Below are 18414 nucleotides of genomic sequence, written 5' to 3'. Positions count from 1 at the left end.
CCGCTCAGGTGTCCCGCCCGCCTGGCGCGGCGGGCGGCACTGCGGCCGGAATCCGGGCTAGCGCCGGGTCCAGGGGTCGAAGTAGGCGACGGTTGCGGTGTCGATCTCGACGCCGGTGTCGAAGCTTCCGGCCGTCGTGCTCTGGCCGGTCACGAAGATGCCCACTCCGTTCCTGCTCGCGCTCATCGCGATCCCGTGGCCGCTGTCCTGGGACCCGAGGAGGCCGTCGTACCGGCCGAGCCAGATCCGGCGGCCGCGCGCGGCGTCGTACGCGATGGTCACGTAGTCGCCGCCGGCGGCGTCGCTGTCGCTGCTCGTTCCGGTGATGACGACCTTGCCGCCGTCCGGGGTGACGGCGATGCCCCACGAGGTGTCGTCGCGGTGCGCCCCGCCGTCGTGGCGCTGGACCCACAGCCGCCGCCCGGTCGCCTGGTCGTAGGCCACCGTCGTCATGTCGAACCGGGTCCCCTCGCCCTCGGTGTTGCCGGTGACGAAGACCTTGCCGCGGGACACCGCGACGGCGTACGGGTTGTCCGAGGCGTGCCCCGGTCCGTCGTAGCGGTCGCTCCACAGCCGCTTGCCGGTGGCGGTGCTGTACGCCTCGGTGACGAGGTCGGTCGAGGTCGTGGCCGTGCTGCTGGCACCCGTCACGACGACCGACCTGCCGTCCTCGGAGACGGCCATCGCCGACGGGACGTCGAGTCCGTGGGAGGGGCCGTCGTGGCGGGCCGTCCACTTCTGCGCGCCGGTGGCGGCGTCGTAGGCGACCGTGCCCCAGTCGGAGAAGCCGGTCCCGTTCCCCGGGCTCTGGCCGCTGACGATCAGCGTCCTGCCGTCGGGGGTGATCGCGATCATCCGCGAGTCGTCGGTCTTGTGCCCCGGCCCGTCGTACGTCTTCGCCCAGACCTGCCGGCCGGTCGCCGCGTCGTACGCCGCCGTGAAGTAGTCGTCGACACCGCCCTCGGCGAGCGTCGTCATACCGGTCATGTAGACGCGCCTGCCGTCGGGGCTGACCACGTTCGCCCAGGCCGAGGCCGTGAGCGCGCCGGGGCCGGTGTAGCGCGCGTCCCACTTGCGGGCACCCGTCGCGGTGTCGTACGCGACGGTCACCGCGTCGGTGCCGGTGTCGGTGCCGTTGGTCTCACCGCTGACGTAGAGCGTGCGTCCGTCCGGGCTGACATGGGCGTCGAGGGGCTCGGCGTAGGCGTCCGTCGGGCCCGCGTAGCGCGATGTCCACACCACGGCGCCGGTCTTGGAGTCGTGGGCGGTGGTGACGATGCTCAGGCTCTCCTGGCCCGGCGCCGAACCGTAGTTGAGGGAGGTGACGTAGACGCGCCTGCCGTCCGGGGCGGCGACGACGTGCTGGCCGGAGTCCCGCACGCCCGCCACGCCGGTGACGGCGGTCCAGGCCTCCGCCACGGGACGCACGACCATCGGGATCCGCACGCGGTGCCTGCCGTCGGACCAGGTGAGGGAGCCGGACACATAGGTGTTGACGGCCGCGGTCGTCGGGGTGAAACGCACCTGGAAGGAGCCCGTCTCACCGGGGCGCAGCGTGAGCCGCTTCGGCGTCACCCGCACGGTCACGCCGCGAAGGCCGCTGACCGAGGGGGTGTAGGTCGCCTTGGCGGAGCCGACGTTGGTGACCTCGCGCGTCACCGTGCGGGTCCCCGGAGCGAGCCGGCCGAGCGAGATCGACGGGGTGTTGAGCGCGCTGGCGTCGAAGGACTTGCCCTTCTTGGCCTCGGCGTCGCAGATGTCCTGCCGGACGCCCTTCGTCGTGCCGCACAGGAACGCGAACCAGTCGTCGGTGCCGCTGTCGTAGACGAGACCGGGGTCCGAGGCGCTGTTCGGACGGACGTGTCCGGCGCCCTGCGCGAAGGCGGTCTCCGGCTTGTCGGCCGAGCCGTCCAGGAGATCCGTCCCGGTCGTCATCAGGGCCGACTTGACGGCCATCGGCGACCAGTCGGGGTGGCGCTGCATGAGCAGGGCCGCGAGGCCGGCGACGTGCGGGGCCGCCATCGAGGTGCCGCTCATGAGGTTGAAGTCCAGCCCGCCCTGCCCCGGAGGGGCGACGGCCGCGAGGATGTCCTGGCCGGGCGCCGCGAGATCCGGCTTCAGCAGGTCCCCGCCGGCCGCCGTCGTCGGTCCGCGCGAGGAGAAGGCAGCGATGTGGGGCGCCGGGGCGTCGTGGCCGATCTCGGCCGTGGAGATCGTCGCGGTGGCGCCGTCGGTGCCGGCGTACTCCTCGATCGCGGCGCGGTCGGCGAGCGGCAGGTGCACCGACGGCACGGAGTGGAAGTCGGAGTCGGTGTCGTCGGAGTCGCCGCTGGTGTTGACCATGATCATGCCGACGCCGCCGGCCTGCTTCACCGCGAGGCTCTTGTTGACGCGCGGGGTGGTGCCGCGTTCGCAGACGACGACCTTGCCGGTCATTTTGGCCGGGTCGAGCACGGGCTTGCCGCCGTTGTCCGCGGCTGCGTAGCACAGGCTCGCGAGCGTGTCGCTCACGCCCGGGAGGCCGGCCGACTCCTTGTCCGCGCGGACCAGCGGGGCCGGGCCGACCGGGGCGGCCGCGAGCGAGGCCCCGGTGTAGGTCCGCCCGTTGCCCAGGGTGACCGTGCCGGTCGTCGTCCGGTTGTGCGTGTCGGCGGCGACCGTCGTCACCCAGGGCGACGGGTGCGCGACCGTGGTGGCGGCGGGTCCGCTGTTGCCGGCGGAGGCGGAGACGAAGATGCCCGCCTCGGCCGCGGCGAGGAAGGACAGTTCGGCCGGGTCGAGCAGATCGGTGGCGGTCCCCGACACCGAGAAGTTGATGACGTCGACGCCGTCGGCGACCGCCCGGTCGATGGCGGCCACGATGTCGGAGTTGGCCCCCGACGCGGTGGAACCGTCCTCGGTCGACCACAGCGCCTTGTAGGAGGCGATACGGGCGCGCGGCGCCATGCCCGTGATCGCGCCGAACACGGAGGCCGGTCCGGTGGTGGCGACCCCGTGGTCACCGCCGGAGGTGGAGGCGGTGTGGGTGCCGTGCCCGTTGTAGTCGCGGGCGGAGAGGTACTCCCACGGCATCTGGCTGCTGATGCCCGCGTCGCCGCCCCACGCCGCGTCGAAGTGGCGCGCGGCGACTATCTTGCCGGTGCAGTCGTCCTCGTCCCACGAACCGTCGGTGGCCGCCTCGCAGGTCCCGTGGAATCCGGAGAGAGGCGCGTACGCCTTTCCTGCGGAGTCCGGGTCGGCGAAACTCCCGCTGTCCGGCCAGACACCGGTGTCGATCACCCCGATGACCATCCCCTCGCCGGCGCTCTCATGGCCGTCGAGCTGGTCCCAGAGGCCGCCCGGCTTGTCGAGGCCGAGGAAGGAGGCCGTCGACGACGTCTGCGTCGTCACCTTCCTGTCCTCGGTCACGGCGACGACGTCGGGCATCGCGCGCAGCCGCTCGGCCTGGCGCGGCGTCAGGTCCGCCGTGAAGCCGTCGAACGAGTAGGTGTAGCTGTACGTTTTTTTCGCCCCCACGGCCCGTACGGCCTGCTGCTGCCGGTCGCGGAGGTGGCCCACGTACCGCTCGACGTCGGCCGACCGGGGATCGATCTTCTTGCCCCGGGCCGGCTTGGTCGCCGTCAGCCCGGACGCGCCGCCGTCGTAGGTGGCGACGGGGGCGAGCGCCATCTGGACGATGTAGGTCTGCGCCGTGCCGGCATCCGTCGCGGCCGAGGCCGTCTGGCCGGGGGTGACCGCGGCGGCCGTCAGCGCGATCGCTGTCAGCGCCCCGGTCCCCGGCCACCACCGCCGGGACCGGGAGGAGTTGGTCCGTCTCATTGTTCGCCTTCCGCATGGAGCTCCGAGAGTGCGCGCCGACGCTAGCGACGCGGGACGCCCGGCGGCCTCCGTAGGGCACACGGAATATTGGCGGGTAGTCTGATCGCGACGTTGAGAGACCGGGCCGGCGAGAGGGTCGAAACATGCCCTTGGAGCCGCGGGTCGGCCGTCCCGACGACCCGGCGGACACCCTCGTCGGACGGCAGGGCGAACTCGCCCTGCTCCGGGCGGCCGTCACCGCCCCGCCGTCGATCACCCTCGTCGAGGGCGAGGCCGGCATCGGAAAGAGCCGGCTGGTACGGGAACTGCTGGCCGCCCCCGGACTCGAAGGCCGCGGCCGCCTCGTCGGCCAGTGCGAGCAGCTCCGGGAGCCCCTGCCGCTCTCCCCGTTGCTCGACGCGTTCCGCCAGGTAGGAGCGGTACCGGCGGGCCCCGGCGCGCCCAACCCGGTGCTCGGCGCCCTCGCACCGCTGGTCCCCGAGATCGCCGACCGGCTGCCACCACCCCTGCCGCCGCTCGCCGACCGGGGGGCCGAGCGCCACCGGGTGTTCCGCGCCGCCGCCGCGCTCCTCGACGGACTCGGCCCCCTGACGCTCGTGCTGGAGGACGTGCACTGGGCGGACCCGGTCACCTTCGACTTCCTCGCCTTCCTCGCCGCGCACCTGCCGCCCCGACTGGCGGTGGTCCTCACCGCGCGCACGGAGAGCGGGCGCCTCCCGGTCCGGGAGGCCCTGGCGCGGGCCCCCTCCGGCGCGGCCCGCATCGTCGGCCTGGGGCCGCTGAACCGGACGGAGGTCGGCCGGCTCGCCGGCCGGATCCTGCGCACCGACCCCTCGGCCGAGGTCACCGACCGCCTCCACGAGAGGACCGGCGGAATCCCGTTCATCGTCGAGGAGGTCCTGCGCACGCTGGCCGACGGCCCGGCACCCCGCGCCGTCCCGGTGCGCCCCGAGGCGCTGGACGACGTCGGAGTCCCGGCGGTGCTCCGCGACGTGGTCGTGCAGCGCCTCCACACCCTCGGCGACGACGCCCGGCAGGTCCTGAACGCGGCCGCGGTCCTGGGCCCGGTCGTCGACGACCGGCTGCTGGCCCAGGTGACCGAGCGCGGCGCGGGCGAGATCGCGCGGGCGCTCACGGGCGGGCAGACCCTCGGACTCCTCCACGAGCGGGGCGGGCGCACCTGCTTCCGGCACGCCCTGGCCCAGCAGGCGGTGTACGAGTCGGTGCCGGCGGCCGAGCTCCGCTGGCTGCACCTGCGTGCCGCCCTCGCCCTGGAGGAGGGGGCGGGAGCGGCCACGGCGGCCCGGCTCGCCCACCACTACCGACGCGCCGGCCGGCACCGGGAGTTCGTCGCGCACGCCGAGGCGGCGGCCGGGGCGGCGCTCGCGCACGGCGACGACGCGACGGCCGCCCGCCTCCTGCTCCAGGCCCTCGGCGGGGAAGGCGTTCCGCCGGCCGACCGGGTCCGCCTCGCGCTCGCACTGGGCAGGGCCGCCGTCGACGGACTGGCCCATGCCGAGGCGCTGCCGATCGTCGCCGGACTGCTGGAGACCGAGCGGCTTCCGGCCGCCGCGCGGGGCGAACTGCGCTTCGCCCACGGGCGTCTTCTCCGTCAGACGGGCGAGGCCCGCGCCGGCCATCTGGAGATCGAGAACGCCCTGCCGGATCTCACCGGGGAGCCTGCCGTCCTCGGCCGCGCGCTCGCCGTCCTGGCCGCGCCGGAGACGGTCCCGGACCGGAACATGCGCGAGCACCTCGCCCGCTGCGACGAGGCGGCGGCCGCCGCGCGGCGCAGCGGCGACCGCGGTGTCGGGGTCGCCGTGCGCATCACCCGGGCCGGGCTCGTCCTGGAACAGGGCCTGCCCGAGAGCACCTCGCTGATCGAGGACCTGTTGAGCGGGGACGATCTGCGCACCTCGTCCCGGGAGCGGGCGCGTGCCTGTCTCAACTGGGCCCAGGCCGCCCTGCGCACCGGCCGGCTCGACCGCGCCGAGACACTGCTGGCCGAGGGGCGCCGGGTGTCCGAGCAGGCGGACTACCTGCGCCTGGCCGAGGTGGTCGATCTCGTCGCCGTCACGGTCGACCACGCGGCCGGCCGGTGGGACGGGCTGATGGGCCGGGTCCGCCGGATGGGCGGGGACGACGCGACGTTCGGCGCGGCGTCGCTCGACGCGCGGCTGCTGCACGGTTCGCTGCTCGCGGCCATCGGTCCGGCCGAGGAGGCCGCCGCCCGCTTCCACGAGGTCATCGCCGTCGCCGAACGGGTCGGTGCCGTCTGGCCGCTCATCGCGGCGCGGACGGCCATGGCCCGGCTGCTGCTGACCGGCGACGACCCGGAGGGCGCCGCCGGGTACGCCCGCGCCGCCGTCGCCGGCGTCCGCGCCAAGGGCAACTGGGTCTGGGGCGCCGGGCCGGTGGAATGCCTGGTGGAGGCGGTGACCGCGCGGGGCCCGGACGGCGAGGCGGCCGCGCTGGCCGACGAGTTCGCCGCCGGGCTCGACGGGACGCCCGCGCCGCGCGCCCGCGCCGCCCTGATGACCGTCCGGGGCCTGCTCGCCCGTGCCCACGGTCGTGCCGACGAGGCGGAGGGCCTGTTCGACGCCGCGCACCGGGTCCTCGCGGACGCGGGGCTGCGCTGCGACGAGGCGCAGGCCGCCGAACGGCTCGGCCGGATCCGCTGCGAGCGCGACGCCCCCGGGGGCGGCACCGGACTGGAGGCCGCCCTGCGGCTGTACGGCGCCATGGCCGCCTCGCGCGACATCGCCCGCGTCTGCCGCACCATGCGGCGGTTCGGCGTGCCGATCCCGTATCCCTGGCGGAGCGGACGGCCGTCCCTCGGCCGCACGCTGTCCTCGAAGGAGCACCGGGTCGCCGCCCTCGCGGCCTCGGGCCGGACCAACCAGGAGATCGCGACCGAACTCTTCCTGTCCCGCAGCACGGTGGAGAGCCATGTGTCGAGCGCCCTGCGCAAGCTGGGCTGCGCGTCGCGCAAGGACCTGGCGGCGGTGCTGCTCGACGCCGGCGGATGACGGCGGCCCGGACCGGCACGGCACCGCACCGTCCCGGTCGGGCGGACACGGGAGCGAACGGCACTCTCCGACCAGGTCGTTCGTGATCACCTCGGGCCACTGACCCGCGCCGGGGCGTTGCTTAAGCTAGGAACATGGCCTACGAGATTCCGGTGACGCAAGCACGGGCTGAACTCGCCGAACTGATCAACCGAGTCGTCTACGGCGGTGAGCGCGTGGTCGTGACCCGGCACGGCAAGCCGCTCGTGGCCCTGGTGTCGGCCGCTGACCTGGAGCGACTGGAGAACGAGGAGGCGGCCGAGCGGGAGCAGGTGATCAGCTCGGTCTCCTCGATCGGCTCCGCCGCGTCCGCCCCGGGCGAACGGCGGCGCTTCGGGATCGCGGCGGAGCACCGGGGGCACCAGCACCCGGGGGAGTGAGCCGTCACGCCGAGGAGGCCGTGCCCCGCCGTGACGGCGGGGCACGGCCTCCGGGGCGGTGCGGGGGTCAGCCGGCGAGCGCGGCCTCGCGCGCGGGTGCCGCGTCCGGCGCCGGTGCGGTCGGGCGGCGCAGCCGGCCGCCGATGAGCACCGCGGCCAGTCCGCACACCGACCACAGGGCCAGGGTCAGGACCGCACCCGACGCGGCGTGCCCGTCGAAGTAGGCGACCGAGCGCAGCAGTGAACCGCCCGCGCCCGGGGGCAGCCACTGGCCGATCATGCCGACCGGCCGGGGGAGCAGTTCGGGGGCGCTCGTCACGCCCGAGAACGGATTGCCCAGGAGCACCATCAGCAGCGCCCCGATGCCGATGCCCGCCGGGCCGATCAGCGCGGCGAACCCCGCCACCGCCGCCCCGATGGCGAGCACGGTCAGGCCGAGTGCCCCGGCCTCCGCCCACCAGTTCCCGGTCAGTGCCCCGAGCCAGCTGTCGGTGACCGCGGCGGCCACGACGCCCACGAGTGCGGCCACGCCGAGCAGGGCGGTGGCCGCCCGTCCGCCGCGCAGGCCCAGCAGGGTCACCACGGCCCCCGCGGCCACGCCGGCGATCGCCAGCGGGAGGATGCCGGAGCCCAGCACGCTGCCGCGCGGGTCGGCGGCCGGGGCGGCGACCACATCGGTGACCGGCACCTCGGTACCCCCGGGCGCGGACGCGGTCACCGCCTCGCGCAGCAGCTGGGCCACCACGGGGCTCGCGGCGGAGGCGGTCAGCAGCTCGGGACCGTGCTCCGTGGCGACCACCGCACCGTATACGGCCCGGTGCTCGACGGCGTCCCGGGCCTCGGCCGCGGAGCCGTACCGGTGGATCTCGAAGGCGCCGTCGTGCTGGGCGAGACGTGCCTCCAGCTGTGCGGCGGCCGGAGCGGATCCGGCGACGCCGAGGGGGAGGTCCCTCGGGGCCGTCCGCGCCGCGGGCCACGTGAACGCCCAGAGGGCGAGCGCCACCAGCACGGGGACGAGGAGGACGACCGCCACCAGACGGCGGTTCGGGGAGGCGGTCATGACGGGTGCCTCGATTCAAAGAGAATGATTATTCGTTTTACTTGCTGACGCCACTGTCCCGCCGGTGCGTCCGGTTGTCAAGAATGAATGTTCGTTTTAGATTGAGGGCATGGCTCGTGTATCCCAGGCGCACCTCGACGCCCGTCGCCGGCAGATCCTCGAAGGCGCCGCGCGCTGCTTCGCCCGGGACGGGTTCCACGGGACCTCCATGCAGGACGTCCTCAAGGAGGTCGGGCTGTCGGCCGGTGCCGTCTACCGCTACTTCACCGGCAAGGAGGACCTGATCGCCGCCATCGCCGGGCAGGCGCTGAGCGGTGTCCGGGACGCCTTCGAGCGGGCCGCGGACGCCTCGCCGCCGCCCACCCCCGATGTGCTGATCGGCCGCGTGGTCCGCACCCTGTTCGGCGAGGGGGCGGAGGAGGAGCGCGCCGGGCTGGACCACCGGGCGTTCGCCGGACTGATCGTGCAGGTGTGGTCCGAGGTGCTGCGCAGCGAGCGGCTGGCGGCCACGCTCCGCGAGGGATTCGACGGACTGCGGGCGTCGTGGGCGGACCTGGTCGCGGTCTACCGGGCGAACGGGATGCTCGACGCCGGCGTGCCCGACGAGCACGTCGCCCGGACGCTGATCGCCACCGCCCAGGGATTCATCACCCAGCTCGCGATGTTCGGCGACACCACCCCCGAGGCCCTGGAGAACGGTCTGCGCGGACTGATGTCCATGGATCTGCCCCGCGCCCGTTAACGCGCCGGAAAAACTTCGGCTCTAGCGTGCACTACCTCGCCACGCGGCGACCGGACGTCCCGACCGACCTGTCGGGGGCGGCCGGGGCCGCGCCGTGCCCGGGGACGGCACCGGGCGGACGACTGTGAGGTGGACGCATGCGACTGACCCCGCACGAACAGGAACGACTGCTCATCCACGTGGCCGCCGACGTGGCGGACCGGCGCCGCGCGCGCGGACTGCGGCTCAACCACCCCGAGGCCGTCGCCCTCATCACGGCGCATCTGCTGGAGGGCGCCCGCGACGGGCGCACGGTCTCGGAGCTGATGGCGTCCGGCCGCACCGTGCTCACCCGTGACGACGTCATGGACGGCATCGCCGAGATGATCCACGACGTGCAGGTCGAGGCGACCTTCCCCGACGGCACCAAGCTCGTCACCGTCCACGACCCCATCGTCTGACGGGGCGCGGCCGATGATCCCCGGAGAGATCCTCCACGCGGACGGCGACGTGCCCCTCAACGAGGGACTGCCGGTCACCCGGCTCACCGTTCTCAACGCCGCCGACCGGCCCGTCCAGGTCGGCTCGCACTACCACTTCGCCGAGGCCAACCCCGGCCTCGACTTCGACCGGGCGGCCGCCCGCGGACTGCGGCTGAACATCGCCGCCGGCACCGCCGTCCGCTTCGAGCCCGGCATCCCCGTCGACATCGAACTCGTCCCCCTGGCCGGACGCCGCGTCGTCCCCGGCCTGCGCGGCGAGACCGGAGGACCCCTCGATGGCTGAACTCCCGCGCCCCGTGTACGCCGATCTCTTCGGACCCACCACCGGCGACCGCATCCGGCTGGCCGACACCGCTCTGCTCGTCGAGATCGAGGAGGACCGCTGCGGCGGACCCGGCCGCGCCGGGGACGAGGCCGTGTTCGGCGGCGGCAAGGTGATCCGCGAATCCATGGGACAGGCGCGCACCACCCGCGCCGAGGGCGCCCCGGACACCGTCGTCACCGGCGCCGTCGTCATCGACCACTGGGGCGTGGTCAAGGCCGACATCGGCATACGCGACGGCCGGATCACCGCCCTCGGCAAGGCCGGGAACCCCGACACCATGAACGGCGTCCACCCCGGCCTGGTGATCGGACCGGAGACCGAGATCATCGCCGGCAACGGCAAACTGCTCACCGCCGGGGCCATCGACGCGCATGTGCACTTCATCTCCCCGACCCTCGTCGACGAGGCGCTGGCCAGTGGGATCACCACGCTCGTCGGCGGCGGGACCGGCCCGGCCGAGGGGACCAGGGCCACCACGATCACCCCCGGCCCCTGGCATCTCGCCCGGATGTTCGAGGCGCTCGACGGCTGCCCCGTGAACATCGGCCTGCTCGGCAAGGGCAACACGATGTCCCGGGAGGCGATGCGCTCCCAACTCCGCGCCGGGGCGCTCGGATTCAAGATCCACGAGGACTGGGGCGCGACGCCCGCCGTGATCGACACCTGCCTCGGCGTCTGCGAGGAGAGCGGGGCCCAGCTCGCCCTGCACACCGACACCCTCAACGAGGCCGGGTTCGTCTCGGACACCCTCGCCGCGATCGCGGGCCGGACCGTCCACGCGTACCACACCGAGGGCGCGGGCGGCGGGCACGCCCCCGACATCATCCGCGTCGTCTCGGAGCCCCACGTCCTGCCCAGCTCCACCAACCCCACCCGGCCGCACACCGTCAACACCATCGAGGAACACCTCGACATGCTGATGGTCTGCCACCACCTCAACCCCGCCGTACCGGAGGACCTGGCGTTCGCCGAATCGCGGATCCGGCCCTCGACGATCGCGGCCGAGGACATCCTGCACGACCTCGGCGCGATCTCGATCATCTCCTCGGACTCGCAGGCCATGGGCCGGATCGGCGAGGTCGTGCTGCGGACCTGGCAGACCGCCCATGTGATGAAGCGCCGCCGGGGCGCGCTGCCGGGCGACGGCCGGGCCGACAACCACCGGGTCCGTCGCTATGTCGCCAAATACACCATCAACCCGGCGGTGGCGCAGGGCCTCGACCGGGAGATCGGCTCCGTGGAGCCCGGCAAACTCGCCGACCTGGTGCTCTGGGAGCCCGCCTTCTTCGGCGTCCGGCCGCAGACGGTCATCAAGGGCGGCCAGATCGCGTACGCGCAGATGGGCGACGCCAACGCCTCCGTCCCCACCCCGCAACCCGTCCTGCCGCGCCCCATGTTCGGCGCCATCGGCCGGGCCCCGGCTGCCAACTCCCTCACCTTCGTGTCGGCCGCGGCGATCGAGGACGGACTGCCCGAACGCCTCGGCCTCGGCAAGCGCTTCGTGCCGATCACCTCCACCCGGGGCGTCACCAAGGCGGACATGCGGGAGAACGACGCGCTGCCCCGGGTGGAGGTCGACCCGGACAGCTTCGCCGTCACCATCGACGGCGATCCGGTCGAACCGGAACCCGCCGCCGAACTCCCCATGGCCCAGCGCTACTTCCTCTTCTGAGAGCGGACCGACGATGAGCCGCGCAGCCCTGCTCGTCCTGGCGGACGGCCGCTTCCCCGCCGGGGGCCACGCCCACTCCGGCGGTGCCGAGGCGGCCGTCGCCGCCGGACGCGTCCGCGACGCCGAAGGGCTCGCCGCCTTCTGCCGGGGCCGGCTGCACACCACCGGCCTCACCTCGGCCGCGCTCGCCGCGGCGGCCGCCGGAGGGCACGACCCCCTCGCCCTGGACGAGGCCGCCGACGCCCGCACCCCCTCACCCGCGCTGCGCGCGGTCGCCCGCAGACTCGGCCGGCAGCTCATGCGGGCGGCCCGCGCGACCTGGCCGAGCGCCGCGCTGGACGCCCTCGCCGAGGCCCGGCCGCGCGGCGCCCACCAGCCCGTCGTCCTCGGTCTGACGGCCCGGTCGGCCGGGCTCGCGCCCGTGGACGCCGCCCACTGCGCCGCGTACGAGGCGATCGGCGGACCGGCGACCGCCGTGGTCCGGCTGCTCTCGCTCGACCCGTTCGAGGCCACCGCCGTCCTCGCCCGGCTCGCCCCCGAGGTCGACCGGGTCGCCGCGCGCGCGGCGGCCGCCGCCCTCGGTCCCGTGGACGAACTGCCCGCCGCCTCGGCGCCGTTGCTCGACATCACCGCCGAGGGCCACGCCGGATGGCCGGTCCGGCTCTTCGCCTCGTAACCCCCGGGACCCCCGGACCCCCGCCCCTCATCCCACAGGAGCCGCACCATGCACCTCGACCACACCCACTTCGGGGAGGCGGCCGTCGGCGCCGACGCCGCACGTCCCGACGGCACCCGGCGCGCCCTGCGCATCGGGCTCGGCGGGCCGGTCGGCTCGGGCAAGACGGCCACCGTGGCCGCCCTCTGCCGGACGCTGCGCGACCGGCTCTCCCTGGCCGTCGTCACCAACGACATCTACACCCGCGAGGACGCCGCCTTCCTGCTGCGCAACGCGGTGCTCCCGCCCGAGCGGATCACGGCCGTCGAGACCGGCGCGTGCCCGCACACCGCCATCCGCGACGACATCTCCGCCAACCTCGAAGCCGTCGAGGACCTGGAGGAGAGCGTCGGTCCGCTGGACCTGATCCTGGTGGAGTCCGGCGGCGACAACCTCACGGCGACCTTCTCCAGGGGCCTGGTCGACGCACAGATCTTCATCATCGACGTCGCGGGCGGCGACGACATCCCGCGCAAGGGCGGCCCCGGGGTCACCACCTCCGACCTGCTCGTCATCAACAAGACCGATCTCGCGCCGTACGTCGGCTCCGACCTGGACCGGATGGCGCGCGACGCCGCGCAGCAGCGCGGCGCCCTGCCCGTGGTCCTCACCTCGCTCACCTCCGCCGAGGGCGTCGCACCCGTCGCGGACTGGGTACGGGGGCGCGTCGCCTCCTGGACCGCGTGAGCGTCCGGGCCACCGCCCGGATCCTCGCCGTGCCCGACGGACGGGGCGGCACCGCGCTGCCCGTCCTGCGGGGCGAGGGCCCGCTCGCCCTCCGGCGCACCCGGGCCGCCCTCCCCGGGACCGCGCGGGTCACCGTCGTCGGCGCCATGAGCGCCCCGCTCGGCGGTGACCGCCTCGCCGTCGAGGCGCGGGCCGCCCGGGGCGCCCGGCTCACCGTGGACGCGGCGGCGGCCACCGTCGCCCTGCCCGGCCCCCGGCCCGGCGGGGACCCGGCGCACTACACCGTCACCCTGCACGTGGAGGAGGAAGCCGTACTCGACTGGTCCCCCGAACCGCTGGTCTCGGCCCACGGCAGCGATCTCGTTCTCACCACCGCCGTCCACCTGGCCGCCACCGCCCGGCTGACGCTGCGTGAGGAACTCGTCCTCGGCCGCCACGGGGAGACCACCGGCACCCTCCGCAGCCGGCTCACCGTCACCCGCGGCGGACGCCCGCTCCTCGACCAGGAGACGGCGTACGGACCCGGCGCACCGGGCGGCTGGGACGGCCCCGCCGTCCTCGGCGGCCACCGCGCCGCCGGACAACTCCTCGTCGTGGAACCCTCCTTCGAGGAGAAGGGCCCGGCGACCGGGATGCTGGGTCCCACCGCCGTACGCGCCCGGCTGAACGGTCCCGCGGTGCTCGTCACCGCGGTCGCCCCGGACGCCCGGGAACTGCGCGCCGTGCTGGGCCGCGCCGCACAGGACATCGCGGGTCCCGGGAGCGGCTGAGCACCGCTGAAGGGACACGGGTGTCCGGTTATCGATTCGGTAAAGAAGAGGGTCGGCGATCTGTTCCCGGCGGCCCCGCAGACGACAGGATCCGCGAGAGGCACCAACCGAACAGCGCCGCACCCGAAGGCGCTTCAGATGGGGGGAGGTTCCACGTGAGACGCACTGCAGCGCTCGGCTCGGCCGGCGCTCTGATCGCGGGGATGCTCATAGCGGGCGCGATATCCGCGCCGGCGGCCACGGCCGAAGGACACCCGGGCAACAACGCAGAGGCCCGCGGCGTCCAACTCGCCGCGGCACGCGCGGCCAGGGCGGGCATCGACTGGACGGACTGCCCGGCCGACTGGGCCATCGCCGCACCGATCCAGTGCGGATGGGTCACCGTCCCGCTCGACTACGCCAAGCCCCACGGCAAGCAGATCAAGCTCGCCGTCGATCGCCACCGCTCCACCGGCACCGCCGCCGAACGCCAGGGCGCCCTGATCTACAACCCCGGCGGCCCCGGCGGCTCCGGCATGGCGTTCCCCAAGCGCGTCGCGACCAGCAGCCCGCTCTGGGCCAAGACCGCGAAGGCCTACGACTTCGTGGGCTTCGACCCCCGTGGTGTCGGCCACTCCGCGCCCATCTCCTGCATCGACCCGCAGGAGTTCGTGAAGGCGCCCAAGGCCGACCCGGTCCCCGACTCCGAGGCCGACAAGCGCGCCCAGCGCACGCTCGCCGCCGCCTACGCGGACGGCTGCGCCGAGCGCAGCGGCGCGATGCTGCCGCACATGACGACCCCCAACACCGCGCGCGACCTGGACGTCATCCGCGCCGCGCTGGGCGAGAAGAAGCTCAACTACCTGGGCGTCTCCTACGGCACCTACCTCGGCGCGGTGTACGGCACGCTCTTCCCGTCCCACGTCCGCCGCATGGTGGTGGACAGCGTCGTCAATCCGGCGCGGGACAACATCTGGTACCGGGCCAACCTCAACCAGGACATCGCCTTCGAGAAGCGCTGGGGCGACTGGAAGACCTGGGTCGCCGCCAACGACGCCACTTTCCACATCGGCGACACCGCGCAGAAGGTCGAGCAGGAGTGGCTGAAGCTGCGCGCCTCGGCCAAGAAGAACCCGATCGGCGGGGTCCTCGGCCCGGCCGAGCTCATCGGCTTCTTCCAGAGCGCCCCGTACTACGACTCCACCTGGGTGCCCATCGCCCGGACCTGGAGCGCCTACCGGGCCGGTGACACCCAGGCGCTCGTCGACGCCGCCGCGCCCGACCTCGCGGACACCGCGGGCAACATCCGCGCCGAGAACAGCAACGCCGTGTACACGGCGGTCGAGTGCGCGGACGCCAAGTGGCCCACCAACTGGCGGACCTGGGACCGGGACAACACCCGGCTGCACCGCGACTACCCGTTCATGACCTGGGCCAACGCCTGGATGAACCTGCCCTGCGCGACCTGGTCCGCCAAGCAGCAGAACCCGCTGGACGTCCGCACCGGCAGGGGTCTGCCGCCCGTGCTGATCGTCCAGTCCACGCGGGACGCCGCCACCCCGTACGAGGGAGCCGTCGAACTGCACAAGCGCTTCAGGGGCTCGCGTCTCATCACCGAGGACGGCGCCGGTTCGCACGGCGTCACCAACCTGGTCAACCCGTGCATCAACGAGCGGGTGGACACCTATCTGCTCACCGGGCGGACCGACCGCAGCGACGTGACGTGCACCCCGCACGCCACGCCGAAGCCGTAACGGAGCACCGAACGGGACGGGCGGCCGGTGGTCCACCGGCCGCCCGTCCCCGTCCCCGGGCTCAGACCGCGGCGTGCCCGCCCCGGTCGTGGGCCTCCAGCCAGGCGTCCTCCGCCGCGTACCGGAAGAGCGCGTCGCCGTAGGCGCGGACCATCGCGGGATACGCCTCCTGCCACGTCCGCCCCGCCAGCCGCTCGACGATCCACGCGACGGTCTCCGGAAGCGACTCCTCGTACCCGGTCACCGGGCGGTACCCCAGCTCCCGTTCTGCGGCCGTCATGTCGTAGACGATCGGGTGCGGCGCGGTCCACGGAGTGGCGCCCACGCCCTCCGGGGTGACCGCCCCCGGCATCAGCACGGTCTCCGGGGTCCTGCCCAGCACCCGGTCCACCGCGTCCCCGATCTCCGCGACCGTGGGTGCCTGCGGATCGGCGGCGTTGAGCACGCGGGAACCCGGTCTCAGCGCGGCCAGCCGGATCAGCTCCGCCATGTTGGCGGAGTGCACCGGGTGGAACCGCGAGGTCCCGCCGTACGCCAGCACCCGGCGCGTGCGGCCGTCCAGCGCCCGCTTGACGAAGTACAGCTCACGTGGGCTGCGGCAGTGCGGGCCGTGGATCGCGCCCGCCCGCAGCAGCGTCACCGGCAGGGACGCGCCCGCCGCCGACAGGTCCCGCTCCAGGCGGATCTTCCGCGTCGCGTACGTGGTGTCGCCCGGCGCGACCGTGTCCTGGCTCTCCGGTATCGGCACCGGGTAGCGGGCCGCGCCGTCCGGCTCGCCCTGCGTGTCGAAGCCCTTGCCCCGGTCGTCCACGTACACCGCGCCGCTGGAGACGACGACCGCCGAGCCGATCCGGTCCGACAGCCCGGTCAGCTGACGGGCGTGCGGTCCGCCGTAGGCGACCATGTCCACCAGCACGTCGCAGCCGTCGCCGAGGGCCGCGGCGAGCGCGCCCTCCTCGTCCCGGTCCAGCGCGACGGTCCGCACCCCCGCGTCCCAGCCCTCGTCACGGCCACCGCCGCGCGAGGCAGCCGTCACCTCCCAGCCGTCCTCGGCGAGCGCGCGCACCGCCACACGGCCGACCTGGCCCGTCGCTCCCAGCACCCATGCGTGTCCCTTGCTCATGGACCGCACGCTAGGCGGCGGCGACCGGGCGGGACCAGCCCCTTCCGCCCTCCGCGATTCCGCTGTCAGCTTCGGCGGCCGGGGAACTTCCCTCCGGACGCCTGCTGTCCGGCCGCCTTCACCTTGGCCGCGTAGTCGTCGACGTACTCCTGGCCGGACAGGTTCAGGATGGCGTACATGATCTCGTCGGTGACCGCGCGGATCGCCGCCTTCTGGTTTTCCAGACCGGCGTAGCGGCTGAAGTCCAGGGGCTCGCCGAAGCGGATGGTGACCTGCTTGATCCGGGGGAGGACCTTGCCGGGCGGCTGGATCTCGAAGGTGCCGACCATCGCGCACGGCACCACCGGCACCCCGGCCCTGATCGCCATCACCGCGACCCCCACCTTGCCCTTGTAGAGCCGCCCGTCGTGCGAGCGGGTGCCCTCCGGGTAGATGCCCAGCAGCTCGCCCCGCCCGAGCACGGCCAGGCCCGCGTCGATGGCGGCCTGCCCGGCCTCCTTGCCCGAACGGTCCACCGGGATCTGGCCGATGGAGCGGAAGAACGCCGCGGTGAGCCTGCCCTTCACCCCCGGGCCGGTGAAGTACTCCGCCTTCGCCAGGAAGGTGATCCTCCGCTTGAGGATCGCCGGCATCAGGAAGTGGTCCGAGAACGACAGATGGTTGCCGGCGACGATCGCCGCGCCCTCCTCCGGAAGATGCTCGGCGCCCTCGATGACGGGGCGGAAGAGCAGCCGCAGCAGCGGGCCGATGACGACGTACTTGAACAGGTTGTAGAACACCCGGTTTCTCCCTCGTGCGGCGAACCGTCCCGCGGAGCGCGTTCGTGCTCGTCACCGCTGGTTTTCAGGGCGCTCAGTGTAGGTGCACGGATCGGCGGCCGGTCAGGCGTGTACCGCCGATTCGTACAGTTCCAGCAACCTGCTCCTGGTCGCCTGCAGCCGGCCGGCCAGAATCCCGCCCACCCACTGGCTGATCGCGTAGCCGAACGCGGGGTCCGCCGTGCACGCCTCGCGCACCCGCGCCGCGTCGAAGGCATGGGCGCGCACCGGACTCAGCGTCTCCGCGCCCAGCTCCCACGCGTACGGAGGGAAGAGCCAGGACAGGCCGACCAGATCACCCGGCTGAAGCGTCGCGATCTCGGCGTTGCGGCGGTGCGGCAGCCGGGCGTCCAGCGTCACCGTCCCCGTCCTGAGGATCCAGAAGCGGTCGGCGACCGCGCCCTCCTCGAAGAGGCGCTGCGCCGCGGGGAACCGGACATCCGCGGCGAGGCTCAGCAGATGGTCGCGGTGCGTGACCGGAAGGGCCGTGAGGGTGGTGGTCATCGGAGTACTCCTCCGAGGAGCGGCGGTACGGAAGGCGGCCCAGCGCGCGGGCGCTCCTGAGGGCGCGCTGTCCTCGTAGAGGTGTTGTTCCCCCTGGACGGCCGAAGTACGCGAAACGGACCCCACCGGTCCGCCGTGACGCCCCCGTCCCCTCCGTCCCGTCGGTACCCCGGCGAAATTGGCGTGCACAAGTCTAACGCCGCTGCCTAGAGTTGGCGTCGCGGCCGCCGCCGCGCCACCGGGGTCCGTACGACCGGCGGGAGCGGCGCCGCGTGTACGGCACCTCCCGGTGCACGGGACCCGCCTCCTTCTCGCAAAAGACCGGCGGATCCCACCTGATCTCGGGAGGCACAGCGCCGGGGTGCCCGGTGCGCAGGCGACGGATACTTCTCCTGTCAAGAGAAAGACCCGGGTTCGAATCCCGGCCACCGGCCCCCGGGCCGGCGGTAGCTCAGCGGCCCAGAGCACTTCGTCTCCGTCACCGACCTTGATCTCGGGCACCCCGGATGCTGGGCT

At 73.9% G+C, this 18414-nt stretch carries 15 protein-coding genes and 1 tRNA gene; 11 read left to right on the top strand and 5 right to left on the bottom strand.

The genetic code is table 11. The annotated features are described in order from the left end of the window. Positions 1-57 precede the first annotated feature (57 nt). A complete protein-coding gene (locus tag ACZ4FH_RS24900) occupies positions 58-3819 on the bottom strand; it encodes a S8 family serine peptidase (protein WP_467307471.1) in 3762 nt (1253 codons plus the stop codon). Positions 3820-3962: 143 nt separating this feature from the next. On the opposite strand from ACZ4FH_RS24900, the gene ACZ4FH_RS24895 reads away from it, so the two are divergent. Both ACZ4FH_RS24895 and ACZ4FH_RS24890 read left to right on the top strand, forming a co-directional pair. Beyond that, positions 3963-6848, top strand: a complete 2886-nt coding sequence (locus tag ACZ4FH_RS24895; protein ID WP_467307470.1) for a helix-turn-helix transcriptional regulator — start codon at positions 3963-3965, stop codon at positions 6846-6848. Between the two features lie 134 nt (positions 6849-6982). Beyond that, entirely contained in the window at positions 6983-7267 is a 285-nt protein-coding gene (locus tag ACZ4FH_RS24890; RefSeq protein WP_467307469.1) for a type II toxin-antitoxin system Phd/YefM family antitoxin, read from the top strand. A gap of 67 nt (positions 7268-7334) precedes the next feature. On the opposite strand, the gene ACZ4FH_RS24885 is transcribed toward ACZ4FH_RS24890, so the two are convergent. Beyond that, on the bottom strand, positions 7335-8327 hold the full coding sequence (locus ACZ4FH_RS24885; RefSeq protein WP_467307468.1) for an ABC transporter permease: 993 nt from the start codon (positions 8325-8327) through the stop codon (positions 7335-7337). Between the two features lie 109 nt (positions 8328-8436). On the opposite strand from ACZ4FH_RS24885, the gene ACZ4FH_RS24880 reads away from it, so the two are divergent. From ACZ4FH_RS24880 to ACZ4FH_RS24845, 8 genes are all read left to right on the top strand, one after another. Continuing rightward, positions 8437-9069, top strand: coding sequence for a TetR/AcrR family transcriptional regulator (locus ACZ4FH_RS24880; RefSeq protein WP_467307466.1), 633 nt, complete (start codon positions 8437-8439; stop codon positions 9067-9069). 137 nt (positions 9070-9206) lie between these two features. After that, entirely contained in the window at positions 9207-9509 is a 303-nt protein-coding gene (locus ACZ4FH_RS24875) for an urease subunit gamma (protein ID WP_383637355.1), read from the top strand. A 13-nt stretch (positions 9510-9522) separates the two neighbouring features. Beyond that, positions 9523-9834 carry an urease subunit beta gene (locus tag ACZ4FH_RS24870; RefSeq protein WP_467307464.1) on the top strand — a complete coding sequence of 104 codons (312 nt, stop codon included), beginning with the start codon at positions 9523-9525 and terminating at the stop codon, positions 9832-9834. After that, positions 9827-11548, top strand: coding sequence for an urease subunit alpha (locus tag ACZ4FH_RS24865; RefSeq protein WP_467307463.1), 1722 nt, complete (start codon positions 9827-9829; stop codon positions 11546-11548). The genes ACZ4FH_RS24870 and ACZ4FH_RS24865 overlap by 8 nt, the downstream gene beginning before the upstream one ends. 13 nt (positions 11549-11561) lie before the next feature. Continuing rightward, positions 11562-12224 (top strand): urease accessory protein UreF, encoded by a 663-nt coding sequence (locus ACZ4FH_RS24860; RefSeq protein ID WP_467307461.1) that lies wholly within the window; start codon positions 11562-11564, stop codon positions 12222-12224. Positions 12225-12272: 48 nt separating this feature from the next. After that, on the top strand, positions 12273-12950 hold the full coding sequence (ureG, locus tag ACZ4FH_RS24855) for an urease accessory protein UreG (RefSeq protein ID WP_467307459.1): 678 nt from the start codon (positions 12273-12275) through the stop codon (positions 12948-12950). Further along, on the top strand, positions 12947-13720 hold the full coding sequence (locus ACZ4FH_RS24850; RefSeq protein ID WP_467307458.1) for an urease accessory protein UreD: 774 nt from the start codon (positions 12947-12949) through the stop codon (positions 13718-13720). Before ureG ends, ACZ4FH_RS24850 begins: the two co-directional genes overlap by 4 nt. A 203-nt stretch (positions 13721-13923) precedes the next feature. Then, positions 13924-15453: an alpha/beta hydrolase gene (locus tag ACZ4FH_RS24845; RefSeq protein WP_467307580.1), complete on the top strand. Its 1530-nt coding sequence runs from the start codon at positions 13924-13926 to the stop codon at positions 15451-15453. 61 nt (positions 15454-15514) lie between these two features. Here ACZ4FH_RS24845 and ACZ4FH_RS24840 read toward each other — a convergent pair whose 3' ends face one another. The 3 genes from ACZ4FH_RS24840 to ACZ4FH_RS24830 form a co-directional block, all read right to left on the bottom strand. Further along, a complete protein-coding gene (locus tag ACZ4FH_RS24840) occupies positions 15515-16576 on the bottom strand; it encodes an NAD-dependent epimerase/dehydratase family protein (protein ID WP_467307457.1) in 1062 nt (353 codons plus the stop codon). 65 nt (positions 16577-16641) lie between these two features. Beyond that, positions 16642-17355 (bottom strand): lysophospholipid acyltransferase family protein, encoded by a 714-nt coding sequence (locus ACZ4FH_RS24835; protein WP_467307456.1) that lies wholly within the window; start codon positions 17353-17355, stop codon positions 16642-16644. Between the two features lie 102 nt (positions 17356-17457). After that, the gene (locus tag ACZ4FH_RS24830; protein WP_467307454.1) at positions 17458-17898 is read right to left on the bottom strand and encodes a Crp/Fnr family transcriptional regulator; all 441 of its coding nucleotides are present in this window, start codon (positions 17896-17898) and stop codon (positions 17458-17460) included. A gap of 355 nt (positions 17899-18253) precedes the next feature. Here ACZ4FH_RS24830 and ACZ4FH_RS24825 point away from each other — a divergent pair. Next, positions 18254-18332 (top strand) — tRNA-Ser (locus ACZ4FH_RS24825). Positions 18333-18414: the final 82 nt, after the last annotated feature.

The sequence above is a fragment of the Streptomyces sp. NPDC024555 genome (assembly GCF_055559335.1).
The sequence above is the reverse complement of the archived record's forward strand: the minus strand, read 5'-3'. Positions and strand labels throughout refer to the sequence as shown.